This window comes from Pseudobacteroides cellulosolvens ATCC 35603 = DSM 2933, from assembly GCF_001262605.1.
Classification (GTDB): domain Bacteria; phylum Bacillota; class Clostridia; order Acetivibrionales; family DSM-2933; genus Pseudobacteroides; species Pseudobacteroides cellulosolvens.
Genome location: NZ_LGTC01000001.1, coordinates 2,687,399 through 2,706,143, shown reverse-complemented (window position 1 = coordinate 2,706,143; position 18,745 = coordinate 2,687,399). Strand labels below are relative to the sequence as shown.

The following is an 18,745-nucleotide window of genomic DNA, read 5'->3' as shown; positions in this document are numbered from 1 at the left end:
ATAATCGTAGTACAACGCCCCATTTCTATAATGATAGTGAAATATTTTAACCAAAATATTATATTCTTTTTCTTTCTTTTGAAAAAAGAGTATAGCAAATAAAGCTTACTGATTTATGCTCTTTATTATAAACATTTTTATCTAAGCTGTTTTTAATGGATGTAAATATGTAGAACATCGTTCTGACTGAATTTTGTTGTGCAGTTTGTTTACATTATGAGCTAAGCCAAGAAGAATACATTCTGCCAAGATATTCTTTTTCCCTTTACACAAAAAACGTCTGAATCCCATATCTTGTTTTATTTCTCCAAAAGCACCTTCAGACTGAATACTTCGGTTCATTCTGAGCTCTTTTCCCTCATCACTAAGGATTCTGGTTATCGCTGCCTCACGTTTTTGCTGAAATAGTTTTGAAACTTCAAGATGCTTGGTTCGTTCTTCCAATGGCTTTTTGCTGTTTCCCTTAATGCATTTTGATTTAATAGGGCATTGAGTGCAATCTTCACATGTATAACAGGTTTTCTCACTTCTATAGCCAGTCTTGCTTTTGCTGAATTTAATCCCTGTGGCTACAAGCTTTTTACCGCTGCTACATATATAAAAGTCGTTTTCTTTGTCATAGCTCATATTTTCCTTCCTACTGATATCAGTTTTATATTTCCGTGTCTTACTAATTTCATAATTGGAAGGTTTGATAAAAGCAAGCTGACCGTTCTCATCGAGATAGACGTAGTTTTCCTCACTTTCATAGCCTGAGTCTGCAACTATATTTCTGTAAGTATACTTCAAACGACTCTTTATGCTGTCTAAAAATGGTATTAGCGTGGTTGTATCTGTAGGCTGTGGTCCAGCACTAATCCATACTATATATTCAGCATCTACCCCAAACTGAATGTTGTAGCCGGGTTTTAGTTGCCCATTCTTCATAGCATCTTCTTTCATCCTCATGAAGGTTGCATCAGGGTCTGTCTTTGAATAGCTATTTCTATCCCCCATGAGATGCAGATGCTTATTATATTTCTTGAGCCTTGATATGTATTCATCCAGCTGTTCAAATGTTTTTTGGAGAGGAGATTTTCTTTTTCCTATACCAGAGACAAATTGAATATCTTCATCGTTTTTTATTTTGCAAAGTTTACGTCTGAGCTTTTTCAAATGGTGCATCTTGATTTCTTCACCATATAAAATCTTAAATCCAAAATTCTCTTCTGTTTGTTTTAAAAAAGTTGGGAGCTTATCCATCAGTTTTTTCTGATTCTTAGTGACAGAACCTTTCCAGACAAAAGTATATTTATTTGATGCAGCTTCAAGCTTTGTCCCATCAATAAATAGATTTTTCATTGAAATTTCTTTGTTTTCAGCAAGCATCTGCGTAAACTGTGCCAAAAGATTTTCTGAAACAGGTGCAAAATGAATACTTCTGAATCTTGCAATTGTTGTATAATCCGGAGCAGGCGAGCCTTCAAGAAGGTACATATAATTAATGTCCCGCTTGCAGGCTCTTTCGATTTTCCTTGTAGAATAATTACTATTCATATAAGCATATAGCATGATCTTCAGCATCTGTGTTGGGGTTGCTTGTTTTTTCCTTAAACGGGAATAAGTCTTATATAATTCTGATAAATTCATCTCCTCTACAATTTGACCCAGCAACCTTACAGAATCATCATTCGGAATCATACATTCAACATTTAACGGCAATTTTAATTGATAGAAACCACCGTGCGTGGTATAATCTTTATGTGTTAAATTTTTTACTAGCATAAAAATATTTTACACCTTTTGCCGGACTTTGAATAGTCTGGCAATTGTTTTTTGCAAGTAAAAAGGGCTCCTACACTAATTTCTTAGTGCAACAGCCCCTTTTATATTTAAAATTCCACTTTGAATATATTGTATAAAATTCTCTAAAGATGTGCCTTATATATTTAAGGTGATTTTTCAAAATTATTTCTTTCTTTTCTTCATAAGTACAACCATTATAATCGGAATAATAACAACGACGGCTGCCAGAACAATTATTACAACAATGAGGGTAGATTTGTTTTCTGCAGGCGTCTCATCTTTAGCGGCACTGTTATCATCTGCTTTAGTGTTGTCAGGTGAAACAACTGCTGAAGCAGATGTTTCAGGCGCTGCTGATGAAGCAGGGGAAGCCGCTGTACTAGGCTTTAATGTTGGTCTTGTAGTAAAGCTTGGAAGCGGAATAGGTTTTGATGAGGCATTTATTTTAGGAGCATTTACAATACTATATCCACTTGCCAATTGAGCACCGGTCCAATCAAACAACATAACTCCGTTAATGGCACCTGGATTTCCGTTAACATCATCAAATATAACTTCAGTTGCTGCATCCTGGAGAACTTTGAAGCCGATAACAGCAAGTGTTCCGGTTGTCTCAGCTTTTCCGCTTTTTTTATAATCAATCATGTTCATATATAGATTTCCAAAATCAAGTATACCGTCCTCAATGATATTAGTTGTAAGGCCCATGGGAGAATAATCCTTATTCTGAAGCAGATCACCTTTGGTAGGAGGTGTTTTGTTTTCTAAAGGTGTTCCATTATCTGCGTCAACAGCCTGAAGTACTTTAGGATTATATCTTAAGCGGACTTGGTAGCCGCCAAAATCTTTAATATTATTGATTTTTACAGATGCTTTAATGGTTTCACCAACACTTGCTTTGGTTTTGTCAAACTCAATAAATATTGACGGTTGGTTATCAGCGTATAGTGTGTTTGTAAAAAACATTGTTGTAAGGATTGAAAATAACAAAGCTAATACGATTTTTCTTTTGATACTCATAATTTAAACCCCTTTTAGTTAATAATTTTTGTCATTGCCTATGTCATTTAATCTGCTAGTTGTAGGATTAATAATGATTCTGGCATATTAAAATATTATCATTAAATATATGATGAAACAATAGTTTTTTAAGAAAGCTATAAAAATTGATGAGGGCTGAAATTTCAGCCCTCACCGTATCTTTTGAATAAATCCTATATATGTGCAATCTTTTAATATTGTGCTACATTATAGTCTGTTACAATGTTTCCATTCCAATCAAATACAAGGGTGCCTTCTATATCGTTGTCAAGTAAAGAATTATCTACCAGTGCAGGTTTCGTATAGGGTTTAAGAACCTTAAAATGAACTTTGGCAAGAATACCTGAGGATTCCGGGGCTTTTGAGTTTCTGTAAGTATTTAAAGCCATATAGGCTCTACCAAAGTTCAATAGGCCGCTTTCAAGATCGTTTGAAGCAAGATCAGTCGGCGAATATCTCCCGCAAAGCAATGAGCCTGTTTCTGCTGCTGAAGTTTTATCATAAGGTGTACCGTCCGAGTATACCGGCTGCAAGCAATCGGGGTCATACTTCAATGTTGCCTGGTATCCGGAAAAGTTGGGAATTTCTTTTATGCTAAGGGTTGTAGTAATTATATCACCAACTGGAGCATCGGTTTTGTCTACAACCAAATTGAATACACCAAGCTTTGGAGTAGGTGTAGATGTTGGAGTAGGAGTTGGTGTGGATTCAATTGTAGGGGTAGGTGTTGAGTCGGATTGTGAGAATAATGTATTAGGCTGAATAATATCATAGTTCATAATCTGGTTTGCATTAAAATCATAGAGGGCAGTGCCTTGAATACCTGAAGGGAGAATTTTTGTACCCTTGAAGTATACCTTAGTAGGAATAACCCTTAGGACTCTGAATCTGATAATACCTACAGAACCTGTGGTTTCAATATTTCCTGAGTTTTTGTATGCATCCAGCTTAAGGTATGATCTACCAAAGCTTAATAATCCTATTTCTGTATCATGGAAAACAATATCTACAGGCTTAAATTCCTCTTTTGCAAGAAGAGTACCTGGTTCCGCGGGTGTCAGATTACCATAAGGAAGATAATCATCACCAAAAGGTATAATAGGCTGCAGAACTGTAGCATCATACTTAATATTGACTTGATAACCTGCAAAGTCCTTAATATCTTTTATATTGAGGCTTGCAATAATAATATCACCCTGGTCAGCATGATTCTTATTAAATGACATTGTAAGACTACCATTTATATCAGCTGTAGGGGTAGAGGTAGGTGTAGCTGTTGGTATAGATGTAGGTATAGATGTTGGAGTAGGAGTTTGTGTGGATTCAATTGTAGGAGTAGGTGTTGAGTCGGATTGTGAGAATAATGTATTAGGCTGAATAATATCATAGTTCATAATCTGGTTTGCATTAAAATCATAGAGGGCAGTGCCTTGAATACCTGAAGGGAGAATTTTTGTACCCTTGAAGTATACCTTAGTAGGAATAACCCTTAGGACTCTGAATCTGATAATACCTACAGAACCTGTGGTTTCAATATTTCCTGAGTTTTTGTATGCATCCAGCTTAAGGTATGATCTACCAAAGCTTAATAATCCTATTTCTGTATCATGGAAAACAATATCTACAGGCTTAAATTCCTCTTTTGCAAGAAGAGTACCAGGTTCTGCGGGTGTCAGATTACCATAAGGAAGATAATCATCACCAAAAGGTATAATAGGCTGGAGAACTGTAGCATCGTACTTAATATTGACTTGATACCCTGCAAAGTCCTTAATATCTTTTATATTGAGGCTTGCAATAATAATATCACCCTGGTCAGCATGATTTTTATTAAATGACATTGTAAGACTACCCTTTATATCAGCTGTAGGGGTAGGAGTAATCATGCTTTCTTCTACTGGAAATACTGAGATCATACCTAATAAATGACGTTTCATATATGCGTAGTCATCAGATGTAAGCTTCCCGTCACCATCAACATCGGCAGTTGCTGCAACAGATTCCTTACTTATCATTCCGAGCAGACACTGTCTCATTAATGCATAGTCGTTTGAATTGAAGTTTCCGTCGCCGTCGACGTCACCCCAAAGCACTTGTGATGATGCCGTTGTTACAAGAGCCAGAGAACCTAAGGAAAGAGAAACTAGTACGACAATCATCAGTGCAATAATTTTTGTACACTTCATATTTTTGTAAACCCCCTTTGAAAAATTTACCGTTTAACATCCCATACTATACCGATATTGATTTGCTTAATATGGAATAAAATAAATCAGTATTCTGATGAATAACCAAAAATTACAAATTCCATATTGACAAAGCCATCGATATTATGTATACTAGAACGGTTTTGTCTATTTTTATACCTAAATTATATACCATATTTTATTTATGTAAAAGGTTAAAATGATTTTTATGCAGAAATTATGGTGTTTGCTACATCATAATTTCCTATGATAACAATCAAGGTTACAAAATGGCTTGTGATTTTGTAACCTTGATTGTTTGGTATTAATAATTTATCCAACTTCAGCAGTGGTCTTATTAATTTATGTTGCCGGTACGGGTATTGTCATAGAAGAAGGTTCAATCTTCAGGGATTTGACAACTGAATATTCAAACACCTGAGAACAATCCCAATTATATAAAATAGTTCCACTAACTGCTAAGGGCATGGTTTCACAATCAGTCAACTCAATTTCAGTTGGAACGTGTTTAAGGACCGTAAAATAAATTACAGCTATTGTACCGCTTGTCTTAAGAGTTGTAGATTTTTTATAGGAATTGACATCAATGTAAGCCGTTCCAAAGTTCAGTGTTCCATTAGCCAAATCATGGTTTGCCAACTTAAGTGGTGAATAATCGTTATTCTTAAAGAGAGTGCCTGGTTCTATGTTAGAGCTGTCATTAAATTCCGAGCCATCCATATTAACTGGTAAGAGGATTTCAGGATTGTATTTTAGATTTACCTGATATCCTGCCAGGTTTTTGATATTAGAGACGTTTAATGTTACTTTTAGAAGACCATTAGAACTAGGCACTTTTTCACTGTTCATAAACAAACCAGGTGCAGCTGTTGGGGTAACAGAAGGTACTGGTGTATTTGAAGGCACTGATGTATTTGACGGTACTAATGATATTTTTGAAGTTACACTATAATTGAGGACCAGATCTCCGTTCCAGTCGGAAATGATAGTACCACTCACTGCTTCAGGCATGGTAGAACAATTCTCCAAAAGTATCTGTGTCGCTTCACTTTTCAGCATTTTAAAATATATTACGCCTATTGTACCTGAAGATTCAGAAACTCCTGAACTCTTGTATGAACTGATTGCTATATATGCTCTTCCAAAATTCAGTACTCCGTTTTGCAGGTCGTGCATTGCAAAATCTATCGGCGAATATTTTTTAGTCAATAAACTGCCTGCCTCAACCGGTGATTGTGAAGTGAATTCCGAGTTGTCCAAGTTAATAGGCTTAAGGACCTTAGGATCATATACGAGATTGGCCTGGTAACCGGAAAACCTTTCAATGTTTTTTATATTAAGAGTTACTTTATATATATTAGACGATTCATTGGAAGCAATCATGTATAATTCAGGTCCAGAAGAAATAGTAGGTGTGGGAGTAGTTTCATTAGTAGGTGTATAGGTTGATACAGAAGTTGGTGTAGAAGTAGGTGATGGAGTTGCTGATTTCTGGGCAGGAAAAACACTGATCATACCCAAAAGATACTGGCGCATATATGCGTAATCATCTGAGTCATAGTTTCCGTCCCCATCAACATCTGCAGTTTTGGGAATCTTATCATCACTGATCATACCCAAAAGATACTGACGCATATATGCGTAATCATCAGAGTCGACATTTCCGTCTTGATCAAAATCACCGTAAACTACTTCTACCGGCTCAGGGGCTGAAAATGATGATAATCCAAATAATGTGTTTAAAATAAGACTGGTGACAAGCAATGCAATTATTTTTTTTCCTTTCATAGTAAACCCTCCTATTAATATAAGATTAAATTAATTTAAAATATCTCTATCACTTTTAGTATAGTTAGCTTTTTGATGGGTGAGAAATTACAGTGTATTTGCAATAATTTCTCAAAACAACATCAATGCTGCAAAATTACTTTTTGCTACCAAGAACCGATGCGGTTTCTTTAAGCTGCTTTCTTATTTCTAGTTTTTGAGGACACTTATCTTCACAAATACCGCATTCTATACATTCTTCAGCCTTTTTACCCTTCAGCCAATCAAACATGCCTATTTGGCTATATTGATCTTTAGCATAATCTGTAATACCGTAAACCCTATGATAATTCATTAATTGGAAATTAAGAGGTATGTTTACTTCATGAGGACAGGGCATACAGTAATTGCAACCGGTACAATAGAGTTCTTCCAGCTTTTTATTTTCACTCATTGCAGCCTTTACATTTTCAACTTCGCTTTTACTTAACCTAGAATCCATAGATGCTAATCTGCAATTCTCTTCTACCATTTCCATAGTGCCCATACCGGAAAGTGCACATGACACATTAGGGTTTGATAAAACAAACCTGAGGGCTATTTCGGCACTTGTTTTAACTTTGCCGGGGAGTAGGTTCCTTATAGTTTCAGAAGGAGCTCCAAGTCTGCCGCCGCCAACAGGTCCCATTACAACGACTCCCAGCCCTTTTTCCTTTGCCCTGATCATAGCATCTTCATTGCTTCTATCCATCAGGTTATACTGGCAAAGAACAGTCTCAAATATTCCGGTATCAATCAATTTGGGTAGATTTTCAGCCTTATCATGAAAAGAAAAGGATAAATGCTTGATAAGGCCCTGTTCCTTAGCTTTCAGAGCACCACTTAATGCCCCATCCTTGACATTGATTCTTTCATTGAAGCAATTAAGATCTATACCCCACATATGATAGAAGTCGATGTACTCAACATCAAGCTTTTTAAGAGATTTTTCAAGTCTTTCTAAAAAGTGCTGGCCTGATGCATCTTCAATTGGATTCTTTGTTGACAGGTATACTTTATCTCTCCACCCTTTTAATGCTTTACCTACGATAATTTCGCTTTCGCCATCACAGTAATATGGTGCTGTATCGATATAATTGACACCAAGCTCGAATGAGCGATGAATTATTCTAATACTTTCCTCTACATCAAATACATTTTTGCCGTCGATATTTATTTGGGGCAGCCTCATTGCACCAAATCCCAGTGATGATATTTTTACACCCGTATTACCGAAGTCCCTGTAGTTCATTTTTTACCTCCTCTGGCTGAATATTTGAAAAAATAATTGTTTGTTTTATATAATAATATATAATTTTTTCTACATATACAATATTATTTGCAAACTAGCCAATAGGCGTATTCGTATAACATGAATAATTATAAATATTTCCCATAACAGAAGTAAACATAGATGTAAGAAAATTCCTTGAATACTTTTGAATAATGTAGTATAATATTATTAATAAAACACTATTCAATTGTGATTTAATTCCCATTCGATCATTTTCCCTCCTTAATTTTCCGGAGAGACATGGTAAGAATCTAGTTAAATCCCAAATAGTTAAGGAGGTAATTTAATATGGCCGACAAAACATTGTCATGCAAAGATTGCGGATCAGATTTTCTTTTTACAGAAGGAGAACAGGAATTCTTTAAAGAAAAAGGATTTCAGAATGAACCACAAAGATGTCCAACATGTAGGAAAGCTAAAAAAGCACAACGCGGCGGATTTGGTAACGGAAGAGGAAATTCAGGCGGATACGGTGGCAACAGATATTAATATTCAGCGAGATAAAAAGGAGAGGAAAACTCTCCTTTAATTATTTTATAGACGTTTAGGAAATTATAGTTTCTGTTCTAAAACTCATTTCTAAAAACACATGTTTACACTCGCATATTGTGAGTGACGTGACTTAAAAAGTCAATTGATTTTCATAAAAATCCATTGCATAGTAAATTGAATCGCATAAAAAGATATAATTCGATAAAAATTCCGTATTTAAATAACTTCCATCGCAATTTACATGCTAATTATGATAGAATATGTAATATAAAAGTTTACTAAAGGAAGCTAATACATATGAAAAAGTATAGAGGCGAAATATTTTTTTCTATAGTTGGAATTGTCTGTGGCATTGTGGCTTATTTTATTATTATTAATTTCTTTTGGGTAGATAAGCCTGTAGAAATGGCACCTGTTGTTATTCAAAATACGCCAACTATTCCTTCTACACCTACGCAATGTGTGACTCCAACTATTATTCCTACTGCGGAAGTGATTGACTATAATTCCATACCTGGTGTTACGGAAGGCCAGTCCTATCCTGAGAACCTTGTTGCTGAGGGGAGCAGAAATATATTAATTATCGGTGAAGATAAGGTAGCAGGGCTCTATGATACTATAGGGATTCTAAGTATGGATGATGATGGTAAAGTGGCAAAGATAATTATGATTCCGCGAGATATGTATGTAAACTATAACAAGAAGGTCAGGCATCATCTTGAAACAACAGGCAGAGCGAAAAATTCCGCTTTTTACAAAATTAATGCTGCATACAACATAGGAATCAAAATGAATTATGAAGGCAAATTTAATGCAGGTTCAATAAATTTTCTGGCAGATATAATGAAAGAGGTATTTAGAATAGAGATAAGAGATTACATAAAGATTAACACTGAGGGGTTTAAACAAGTTGTAGATCTTTTTGGCGGTGTAGATATATATGTTCCGTATGTGATGGATTACGACGATCCGTTCCAAGGTCTGTCCATCCATTTAAAGAAAGGGTCGCAGCATCTAAATGGAACCCAGGCTGAAGGTTTTGTAAGATACAGGCAGGGATATGATGAAAACAAAGTATTCAGGAGCTTGGGTGACATTGAGAGGAAAAAAAATCAGATAGCTTTTATGAAGGCGTTTCTTCAGCAGAAAATGACGCTGGGAAATATCACAAAGTTACCTGGACTTATAAAGACACTCAATAAGAATATGAAAACAAGCATTGATGCTGGAGATATACTTACATCATACATGGGTACACTTAAAGATTTGGCACTTAGTAAATATAAGATTGAAAGCACGACTATCATTGGAAAGAACACTACCATCAACGGTTCATACTGTTATATAGTAGGCAAGATTGAAGATGTGAACAATTAATGACGGATAAGCTGCCGTAGCAAATTTTATTTTTGTTATGGCAGCTTTATGCTTTAAAACATTTATATGCTTTTATAATGCATTTTTAACTAGTCCCCATAAAACGTCGCAAAGTTCATTGCTTTCAAGATCAAATCCATAATCGTTTGAGTGAGCTCTATTGCCTATTTCGCAGAAAATGTCACCTGATTCGGCGAATAGATAAAATTGCCCATGTGATGGGGTGGTCCTGCCTAAAATTTCGATCATGTGCCCAATGGTAAGAAGCGGCAGGCACTCATCCTTTATAAAGGAACTGGGACGGCAGAAACTGAAATCCTGATCCTGGTCATAATCTTCCTCAATCTCTTTTTGATCATTATCATAATTATCGTCTACATCTTCATCGACGTTTTGGCAGGTTTCTTCATCCGATTCGGAGTTGTCCTGATCTTCATTACAGATATTAGCTATATCATAAAGCAAGATCCTGTAACCATTGTATATTTCTATATTGCCTATGACAAACTCGTAATCCTCATATTCCTCATTAACAATGTTTTTACAAATGGATGCAACGGCGTGATCAAATTTATTGGGCTTCCATAGAGAATTAAGGTTTTGCTTTTGTTCAGGGGTCAGGGAATTCAAATCTTCTACAGTTATTTTTTGCTTCATAAATAAACCCTCCTTTTAATATGTTTATATTCAAATGATAGATAGACAAATGAAAAGATTAATCACTTTTAATAAATGGAATACTATTATTATATTTGGAGTGCTAAAATATTACAAGAGGCATCTGATATTGTGCTCTTCCAAATGTTTTGCTAAATAATTTTAATATAGAATATAAATGGAGGTAGTTGATGGATAAATATGTGTTTGAATCGCTGAATAGTTTTTTTGCAGAATATGTTAAAGGTTTTTATTCTGATGATGAGGAAATAAATTTTAACTTAAAATTAAAGGAAGAACATACTATGAGAGTATGTTCAAATATCACCAATATTGGGAAAGGTATAGGACTTGATGAGAACGATCTTATTATGGCAAATACAATTGCATTATTCCATGATATCGGAAGGTTTGAGCAATTTTTCAGGTATAGGACTTTTTCTGACGCCAGGTCGGAAAATCACTCGGAACTTGGCATTAAAGTTCTTGTTGAAAAAAAAGTATTAAATAAGCTTACAGATTATGAAAGAGATGTTATAGTAATGTCAATTCGTAATCACAATGCATTAAATCTGCCTGAGATGGACGATAAAAGAGCTCTGACTTTTGCAATGCTAATAAGGGATGCTGATAAACTTGATATATTGGGTATTTTAGCAGACTACTATAAAAGTCCTGAAAGCTATGAACATTTAAAAGTAGGTGAATCATCAAAAGTAACCGGTATATCCAGAAATATATTGGAAAGCGTAATGAATCTTAAAAGTATAAAATTCAGTGATACAAAGACTTCTGATGATATGAAGCTTTTGAGGCTTTCATGGATATATGATATAAATTATAAGATTACGCTTATGAAGGTTTTAGAGAGAGGGTACTTAGAGGCAATTATTGATTCATTGCCTATGACCAATGAAATTAAAAATGTATATGAAAGATTGAGAGAGTATATAAGTTCATTTATTGAGAATCAGTAATTTATAAGTAATAGTTAACAAATGATATAAGAGTTTATAAGGTTATACATAGTTTTAGTTTTAATAACATAAAAAACAGCCTCGATATAAAAGACTTTTGATCTTTTATATCGAAGCTGGAAAAAAGGTCTTATGGTTTATTGAACCACCCATCTTACCAATCCCATTTCAAACTTGTTTATAAGATCAGGGTGGAAAGGTACTACTCTGAATGTATAGCCATACTCTCCGCCGTCGGAGAAAGTTATGTCGGAAGTGTATCTGTAAAGGCCATATTCCAGTTTGCTATCAAGTTTCATTTCAATAATTTCAGCATTCTCGATCAGATTATTTCTGCCGATACTGCCATAGTATACTTCTACCTTAACCATTCCAGGATCAATACTGCCAAGATAAACTGAAGTTGTGATCTTTATAGTATCACCTGATTTAGTCTCCTGTTCTTTAAGCTGGTTCATGCTTTTATCAGATATAATCTGTACCTGGGACCAGTTTTTCTCAATATTGGCCTTCCAATCAGCTAATTCCTTGGCGAAGCTAAACTTGTTGGCTGTTATTTTAGATACCCTTTCCATGGTAGGAATATAGAACCTGTTGTTATACTCCTGAACCATTCTGTGTGTACCATACTGAGCAGTTAATGATTTAATGGATTCTTTCATTACATCAACCCATTTTACAGGTATACCGTTTTCGTCACGGTGATAGTACGTTGGAATTATCTCGTTTTCCAGAATACTGTAAATTGATTCACTATCTGCATTATCCTGGTTATACTCATTATCATAATAGGTATCATCACCTATTGCCCATCCGTTTTTGCCATTATAGCCTTCGCACCACCATCCGTCAAGGATACTGAAGTTAATAGCTCCATTTATGCAAACCTTTTGGCCGCTGGTTCCACTGGCCTCTAGAGGACGTCTTGGGTTATTGAGCCAGATATCAACACCCTGAACCATTATTCTGGCAAGGGTCATGTTGTAATTTTCCAGTAAAATAACTTTCCCTTTAAAGCCCTCTTGCTTTGCAATATCATTGATATTTTTGATTATTTCATGTGCAGGTCTGTCGGCAGGATGAGCTTTACCGGCAAATATTATCTGAACCGGCATTTCTGGATTATTAAGTATTTTCAATATTCTTGCAACATCCCTGAATATGAGATTTGCACGCTTATATGTGGCAAATCTTCTTGCAAAACCAATAGTGAGTGCATTGGAATCCAGAACGGAATCAACTTCTTTTATGCTTTCAGCAGATTCTCCGTTTGCAATTTTTTGTTCTTTCAATTTGTTGCGTATATATCCGATCATTTTAGTTTTTAACACACTGTGAGTCTTCCATAACTCATCACTTGGTATGTTATTAACCTTATCCCAGATAGATCTGTCATACAGGGTTTCTTTCCAATCTGCATCGAGGTATTTATCGAATATGTGCTTTATGCTTGGCGAAAGCCATGTCAATGTGTGTATTCCATTGGTTATATGTGTAATAGGTACATCTTCTTCGGGTAATCCCGGCCATACATTATTAAATATGTTACGTGACACGGCACCATGCAATTCGCTAACACCGTTTTTCCTACCTGACAGGTTAAGGGCCAGTACTGTCATATTAAAGTTCTGGTGCTCTCCTACCCTGAGGCCAAGGTCAAGGAACTCATGTCTGCTTATGCCTAAAAGGCCCCAGAAATTGCCGAAGTACTTGTCAATCATTTGGATTGGGAATACATCGTTTCCGGCGGGAACAGGTGTATGAGTCGTAAATATGGATGACGAAGACACAATTTCCTTTGCTTGTTTGAAAGGAATTTTGTGCTCCTGAATAAGTTTTCTCATCAGCTCCAGTCCCATGAAGGATGAGTGGCCTTCGTTCATGTGGTACACTGTAGCCTTAATGCCAAGTGCTTCCAATGTCCTTATTCCGCCAATACCAAGGAATATTTCCTGCTGAATTCTTGTTTCCTGATCACCGCCATAAAGCCTTGCAGTTAGGGAACGATCATGGTCGTTGTTTTGTTCCACATCGGTGTCCATAAAGTATATACTGACACGTCCAACTTTAACCTGCCATATTTGTGCAAATACAACCCTTCCAGGCAGTTCAACATTAATCATTACCCTATCACCGTTTTTATCCAGTGCGGGAGTTATTGGAAGCTGAGAAACATTTAAATCTGTGAAATTAGTTTCCTGCCATCCGTCATAGTTGATTCTCTGACTAAAGTAGCCTTGCTTATAAAAAAGTCCTATTGCAGTAAAAGGTATTCCCAAATCACTAGCAGACTTGCAGTGATCACCTGATAGAACGCCCAGACCGCCTGAGTAAATAGGCAAAACCTCGTTTAAGCCATACTCTGCTGAAAAATATGCAATCATATTATCCTTTTTATCAGGATAATTCTTATTGAACCAGGTATCTTTCTCGCTCAAATAACGGTCAAAACTTGCCACAACCTCTTCATAACGTTGCATATAGTCAGAGTCGTTCAACTTTTGTTCCAACTTTTTCTGGCTAACTTCCTGTAAAAATCTTACAGGGTTTTTATTTAGCTTTTCCCAAAGAGCTAGGTCAATCTCCCTGTAAAGGTCTATTGCATCAGAATTCCATGACCACCATAGATTATATGCAATATCGTTTAACCTGTTAAGCTTTTGCGGTATTACAGCTGTTACTTTTATCTTTCCTAAAAGATACATATGCAACCTCCATTTATTATCGTATTATTTATTATTACCAATTTTTTATTAATAATATCAAATTATATAAAAATCAATTAATACTTTAAGCTTTTTGTTTATTTTTACGTAAAACAATATTCAATTAATTATTCTTTAGATTTTAAAGAAATTTTACAATTAAATATAAAAGTGCAAATTTACATGATATTAAAACAACAATGCAAAGCTTATCACTAAACATTAGACACAGAATTATTATATTAATCACAAAACATATTATGAAAAAACAGTTAAACATTTGATGAAGAAACTATTTGGAAAAGCACTCATATAAACAATGACAAAGTACAAACTAATACTTTGTTGCAAATAAAAGCTTAAAAAAGAATAAAATTCATATAAAACATAATATCATAATTTCGGGAATTTTGGTAGAGTTTTTTTAAAAAATATATATATTAATAGATAATATACTAATGAAATCAAGAAAAGCTAAATATTGCTCAAATAAAAATTTTGAAATTTAAGAAAAATAATTGTATGATAAAAAGATACATTATTTATGGATTAATTGGATGGAATACTGAAGTAATATGGACTGGAATGCACTCATTAATGGTTGGAGATCTAAGATTAAGTGGATTTACTAATCTATGGATGTTCTTTATATACGGATTGGCGGTTTTTCTTGAACCCATTCATGATATAATAAGTAGGTGGAGGTGGATTACCAGGGGAATAATTTGGGTCTTAGTTATATGGGGAATAGAATATGCTACGGGTTTTATTTTGGAGAATATCATAAACCTTAAGCCATGGTTATATAGTGGGCCTTATGCTGTTGATGGACTAATCAGATTGGATTATGCTCCCTGGTGGTTTGCAGCAGGCCTGATATTTGAGAAGATTCACAGGACCTTGGATGTTTACATTTTAGATAACAGAGTATAGAGTTATAATATGAGGACTAATATAAAAATATTTTGTATAGAACTTAGTAATTTTTTACGTTGAAGTGTCACTAATCACTTTTGATATAACTTTGGGGGGAATTTTTTCGTGAGGAAATTTAAAATTAAAAAAATCCAGGACACGGATGATGGAGTTATAACCAAAAAGAATAAAAGAGGAAATATATTTACTAAAATATTGATATTCCTGATATTTGAAATACTTTTTACCGGTGTTACACTGCCGATATTGATTTTCTATGGTCCTTTTGAAAATGTGAAGGGTACTATAACAGGTATGTCATGGAATACCTTTACACATCAGTATATTGCAAAGTTTTTTTTGAGCGATGAAGCTATAAATAGAATTATCTCCAAAAGCTTTGCCGAAGACCCTTTGGATAATGGAGGCGTATTACAGAAACTTAGTTTTGGTTCGAACCATGATGATAAAATAGAAGTGTATAACATTGATGGCGGAAGTTTTGAAGGAAAGCTTATGCTTGTATACGATCCATCAAGAATTAAGGTTGGCTATTCCAAAAACTTTCCAAATTCCGGAGAGACTACCAGCTCCATTGCAAAAAGAAATGGAGCTATCGCTGCAATAAACGCAGGCGGTTTCATGGATGTTGGTTGGACAGGCACCGGAGGGGCACCTATGGGATATATTATTCATGATGGGAAAGTTGTTGTAAATCAGAAAAGCAATACTATAAAACAGGATTCAGCTGCATTTACCGACCAAATGCTAATAGTTGGAAAGCATTCTGTAAATCAGCTTTTAAATGAATATGGAGTAAAAGAAGGAGTGAGTTTCGGACCCCCTCTTATAGTAAACGGAAAAAAAACCATCAAAAGAGGTGATGGAGGATGGGGAATAGCACCTAGGACTGCTATTGGCCAAAGAGCCGATGGAACTGTCATTTTATTGGTAATTGACGGCAGAAGGGCTGGTTCATTAGGTGCCACACTGCGTGATGTTCAGGATATATTTTTAAAATATAATGCAAAAAATGCCGTTAACTTAGACGGCGGCTCATCAACTACAATGTATTTTAATGGAAAGATTATAAACAAACCGACTGATGGATTAGGAGAGCGTGCTGTAGCATCAGTATTCATGGTGATGCCTGGAAAGGCTGGTGGCAGCAAGTGAAATTATTAAAAAGGGTTTATAAATGGATTATATTATCAATTATATTGCAGATATTGGTACTCGCATATTTTAATTACGACTTTTTGCTTAAGGAGCATGAGATCAAAGCAACCAGCTATGAGGTGAGTGATAAAACAGTTGAAGTAGAAAAGAAAAGTGTTGAAATTCAGCAAGGGGCAACCCAATTAAAGGTATCCTATGATGGAAATCATGCTGCCTGGTTATTATCCGGTAAAATTCATGTGTATGATCTTATAAATAAAAAGTCAAAAGATACAATAGAGGATGATTCCGGTGATATAAATTACTACAGGTGGTTGCCTGACAGGAATATAGTAATCTACTCTGTTAGCAGTCTTAAGTCAGGAAAAGTAAATGTTATGACTAAAGATATTGAAACGGGTAATACCCATAGCTATCCTGCAATATCGGGATTGGCTAAAAACAGTGAGGTAACGGACATAGAATTTTCTCTTTTCACTAATCTTATTTATGTAAAGGTGCAAACAAGCTCAACAAGAGCAAGGATTTATAAATTTGACATAATGGATAATTTAAATTATATAATGATATTTGACAGTTCGTCGAGGATAAAGGAAGCTAATCTTTCGGATAAATTATTTTATGAGGATGGAAAAGGCAGAATTATGCTTTGGGATGGAAAACGTAAAAGCAAAAATCGTGTGCAAATAGATGGTAAGGCTTCGCTCATAGGCCTCGATGCCGAAGATAATTTATATATTGGAAATAAAGATTCCGAAGGAAAAGTCAATAAACTACTATATAGAAAACAGGATAAGGAATCAGACAGCAAATGGAATGAAATAAGTCTAAAGGCTGCTAGTGATGAAAATGATGTAATTGTAACAGAGAATGGCAATGTTTATTTGGTCAACAAACCCAATAAAGTAGTTATTAACCTTAAGAATAATGCCGAAATAGAATATGAAGGTGAATTTATTGAAATATTGGATAATTATATAGTATATTCAGTAAATGATAAGTTAATTGTAGATAATATAGATTAAACATGAGCGAAATTTATAGCGGATGTTATTTTTTAATCATGGCTTAACATTTTTGTTTAGCTTTTCTAGCTCAGGGTATTAAATAGATGGATTGGTAATACTGATTCAACGTATATGGAATAAGCAGATTTAATGCAGTTTTAATATTGTAGCTTAATGAATGGAGGATTATTATGGCTAGTGAAAAGGTGTTAATAATTACAAAGGATAATTTTGAAAATGAGGTTATCAAATCTGATAAGCCGGTATTAGTTGATTTTTGGGCTTCCTGGTGTGGACCATGCATGACAATCGGACCTATAATTGATTCATTAGCTGATGAATATGAGGGAAAGGTAAAAGTGTGCAAGGTAAATGTCGACAATGAGGGTGAGTTGACCAGGAAATACAGGGTTATGAGCATTCCTACTATATTAGTGTTCAAAAATGGCGAAGTTGCAGATAAAGTTGTAGGTTCAAGGTCTAAATCCGAGTTTCAGGATGTTATAGAAAAGAACATATAAAAAAGAGGAATTTCCGAATTTCTATTGAATATGTATAGTGAAATCAAGTACGCAAATTGATAAAACATTTAGTGTAGATAAAAAGCAATTTTTGCTATATAATGATTCTGATAAAATTATTTAATTTATATACTAATTTATTAATATGATTTAACTATATATAGAGGAGGCACTGCAAATGTCAGGGGAAAAACGATTCGGAAGTTCATTTATGGGTGGTTTTGCGAAGTCTGATGTAAATGCTTATATCGAAAGGATGCTTAAGGAGTTTGATGATAGACTTAAGCAGAAAGACAATGAAATTTCAATGCTTAAAAATCAAAACAGGGAACTCAGAATAAAATATGAGGATCTTGAGAGAAGGATGAGCCAGGTCAATGAAGATAGGGTTAAGATAGCCGATGCTATAATAATAGCTAACGAAAAAGCCGAAGCTATCCTTGAAGATGCTAGAAAAGAAGCATTGGAAGAAAAGAAAAAGCTTGAACAGACTATTGAGAGTGAAAAGGAAAAACTTGTTGATGTAAGAAGAGAATTAAAAAGTTTGAAGAGCGAGGTAATACAAAGACTTAAAAAGTTTGAACAGCAGATTACAGAGGTAATTGAAGACGAGGACGAAGAAGATATTTAATTAAAAGTGTTGAAATTTTAAATTTAGTTTCGTATAATACTTAATAATAATAAAAATTAATATGTGTGCAAGATCAATGAGGGGGAAGAGTATATATAGGTAATTTTAAAGAGAGTTAGTGTCAGGTGGAAGACTAACAAAGGACTATATA

The 18,745-nt window shown here is 34.8% G+C and carries 15 protein-coding genes and 1 other annotated feature (1 of these 16 only partly in view); of the genes, 8 read left to right on the top strand and 7 right to left on the bottom strand.

What is annotated here, in order from left to right:
- Positions 1-141 precede the first annotated feature (141 nt).
- The 5 genes from Bccel_RS10895 to Bccel_RS10875 form a co-directional block, all read right to left on the bottom strand.
- Complete coding sequence (locus Bccel_RS10895) at positions 142-1,764, bottom strand: IS1182 family transposase (RefSeq protein ID WP_050753179.1); 1,623 nt, start codon at positions 1,762-1,764, stop codon at positions 142-144.
- Between the two features lie 183 nt (positions 1,765-1,947).
- Entirely contained in the window at positions 1,948-2,805 is an 858-nt protein-coding gene (locus Bccel_RS10890) for a cohesin domain-containing protein (RefSeq protein WP_050753371.1), read from the bottom strand.
- A gap of 212 nt (positions 2,806-3,017) precedes the next feature.
- A complete protein-coding gene (locus Bccel_RS10885) occupies positions 3,018-5,012 on the bottom strand; it encodes a cohesin domain-containing protein (protein WP_050753370.1) in 1,995 nt (664 codons plus the stop codon).
- A gap of 363 nt (positions 5,013-5,375) precedes the next feature.
- A complete protein-coding gene (locus tag Bccel_RS10880; protein WP_036947391.1) occupies positions 5,376-6,821 on the bottom strand; it encodes a cohesin domain-containing protein in 1,446 nt (481 codons plus the stop codon).
- 136 nt (positions 6,822-6,957) lie between these two features.
- Positions 6,958-8,091 (bottom strand): aldo/keto reductase, encoded by a 1,134-nt coding sequence (locus tag Bccel_RS10875; RefSeq protein WP_036947389.1) that lies wholly within the window; start codon positions 8,089-8,091, stop codon positions 6,958-6,960.
- A 330-nt stretch (positions 8,092-8,421) separates the two neighbouring features.
- On the opposite strand from Bccel_RS10875, the gene Bccel_RS10870 reads away from it, so the two are divergent.
- The gene (locus Bccel_RS10870; protein ID WP_036947387.1) at positions 8,422-8,622 is read left to right on the top strand and encodes a zinc-ribbon domain-containing protein; all 201 of its coding nucleotides are present in this window, start codon (positions 8,422-8,424) and stop codon (positions 8,620-8,622) included.
- A 300-nt stretch (positions 8,623-8,922) separates the two neighbouring features.
- Complete coding sequence (locus tag Bccel_RS10865; protein ID WP_050753369.1) at positions 8,923-10,002, top strand: LCP family protein; 1,080 nt, start codon at positions 8,923-8,925, stop codon at positions 10,000-10,002.
- Positions 10,003-10,074: 72 nt separating this feature from the next.
- Here the strand turns inward: Bccel_RS10865 and Bccel_RS10860 are convergent, their stop codons facing one another.
- Positions 10,075-10,659, bottom strand: a complete 585-nt coding sequence (locus Bccel_RS10860) for a hypothetical protein (RefSeq protein WP_036947384.1) — start codon at positions 10,657-10,659, stop codon at positions 10,075-10,077.
- Positions 10,660-10,850: 191 nt separating this feature from the next.
- Here Bccel_RS10860 and Bccel_RS10855 point away from each other — a divergent pair, with 191 nt between their 5' ends.
- Positions 10,851-11,636, top strand: coding sequence for an HD domain-containing protein (locus Bccel_RS10855; RefSeq protein ID WP_036947382.1), 786 nt, complete (start codon positions 10,851-10,853; stop codon positions 11,634-11,636).
- 137 nt (positions 11,637-11,773) lie between these two features.
- Here Bccel_RS10855 and glgP read toward each other — a convergent pair whose 3' ends face one another.
- Complete coding sequence (gene glgP, locus Bccel_RS10850) at positions 11,774-14,341, bottom strand: alpha-glucan family phosphorylase (protein WP_036947380.1); 2,568 nt, start codon at positions 14,339-14,341, stop codon at positions 11,774-11,776.
- Between the two features lie 522 nt (positions 14,342-14,863).
- On the opposite strand from glgP, the gene Bccel_RS10845 reads away from it, so the two are divergent.
- The 5 genes from Bccel_RS10845 (at position 14,864) to Bccel_RS10825 (ending at position 18,594) form a co-directional block, all read left to right on the top strand.
- Positions 14,864-15,274 (top strand): putative ABC transporter permease, encoded by a 411-nt coding sequence (locus Bccel_RS10845; RefSeq protein ID WP_036947379.1) that lies wholly within the window; start codon positions 14,864-14,866, stop codon positions 15,272-15,274.
- 108 nt (positions 15,275-15,382) lie between these two features.
- Positions 15,383-16,432, top strand: coding sequence for a phosphodiester glycosidase family protein (locus Bccel_RS10840; RefSeq protein ID WP_242853248.1), 1,050 nt, complete (start codon positions 15,383-15,385; stop codon positions 16,430-16,432).
- A complete protein-coding gene (locus Bccel_RS10835) occupies positions 16,429-17,460 on the top strand; it encodes a hypothetical protein (RefSeq protein ID WP_036947377.1) in 1,032 nt (343 codons plus the stop codon). Before Bccel_RS10840 ends, Bccel_RS10835 begins: the two co-directional genes overlap by 4 nt.
- Positions 17,461-17,633: 173 nt before the next feature.
- On the top strand, positions 17,634-17,963 hold the full coding sequence (trxA, locus tag Bccel_RS10830) for a thioredoxin (RefSeq protein ID WP_036947375.1): 330 nt from the start codon (positions 17,634-17,636) through the stop codon (positions 17,961-17,963).
- A gap of 178 nt (positions 17,964-18,141) precedes the next feature.
- Positions 18,142-18,594, top strand: a complete 453-nt coding sequence (locus tag Bccel_RS10825) for a membrane protein (protein ID WP_036947373.1) — start codon at positions 18,142-18,144, stop codon at positions 18,592-18,594.
- Between the two features lie 67 nt (positions 18,595-18,661).
- Positions 18,662-18,745: a binding site (T-box leader), on the top strand; it runs 179 nt beyond the window's last position.

Coding starts and splice junctions, on each gene's coding strand:
- Bccel_RS10845 (WP_036947379.1), top strand. CDS start 14,864: ATGATAAAAAGATACATTATTTATGGATTAATTGGATGGAATACTGAA.
- Bccel_RS10875 (WP_036947389.1), bottom strand. CDS start 8,091: ATGAACTACAGGGACTTCGGTAATACGGGTGTAAAAATATCATCACTG.
- Bccel_RS10880 (WP_036947391.1), bottom strand. CDS start 6,821: ATGAAAGGAAAAAAAATAATTGCATTGCTTGTCACCAGTCTTATTTTA.
- glgP (WP_036947380.1), bottom strand. CDS start 14,341: ATGTATCTTTTAGGAAAGATAAAAGTAACAGCTGTAATACCGCAAAAG.
- Bccel_RS10825 (WP_036947373.1), top strand. CDS start 18,142: ATGTCAGGGGAAAAACGATTCGGAAGTTCATTTATGGGTGGTTTTGCG.
- Bccel_RS10865 (WP_050753369.1), top strand. CDS start 8,923: ATGAAAAAGTATAGAGGCGAAATATTTTTTTCTATAGTTGGAATTGTC.
- Bccel_RS10870 (WP_036947387.1), top strand. CDS start 8,422: ATGGCCGACAAAACATTGTCATGCAAAGATTGCGGATCAGATTTTCTT.
- Bccel_RS10890 (WP_050753371.1), bottom strand. CDS start 2,805: ATGAGTATCAAAAGAAAAATCGTATTAGCTTTGTTATTTTCAATCCTT.
- Bccel_RS10895 (WP_050753179.1), bottom strand. CDS start 1,764: ATGCTAGTAAAAAATTTAACACATAAAGATTATACCACGCACGGTGGT.
- Bccel_RS10860 (WP_036947384.1), bottom strand. CDS start 10,659: ATGAAGCAAAAAATAACTGTAGAAGATTTGAATTCCCTGACCCCTGAA.
- trxA (WP_036947375.1), top strand. CDS start 17,634: ATGGCTAGTGAAAAGGTGTTAATAATTACAAAGGATAATTTTGAAAAT.
- Bccel_RS10885 (WP_050753370.1), bottom strand. CDS start 5,012: ATGAAGTGTACAAAAATTATTGCACTGATGATTGTCGTACTAGTTTCT.
- Bccel_RS10855 (WP_036947382.1), top strand. CDS start 10,851: ATGGATAAATATGTGTTTGAATCGCTGAATAGTTTTTTTGCAGAATAT.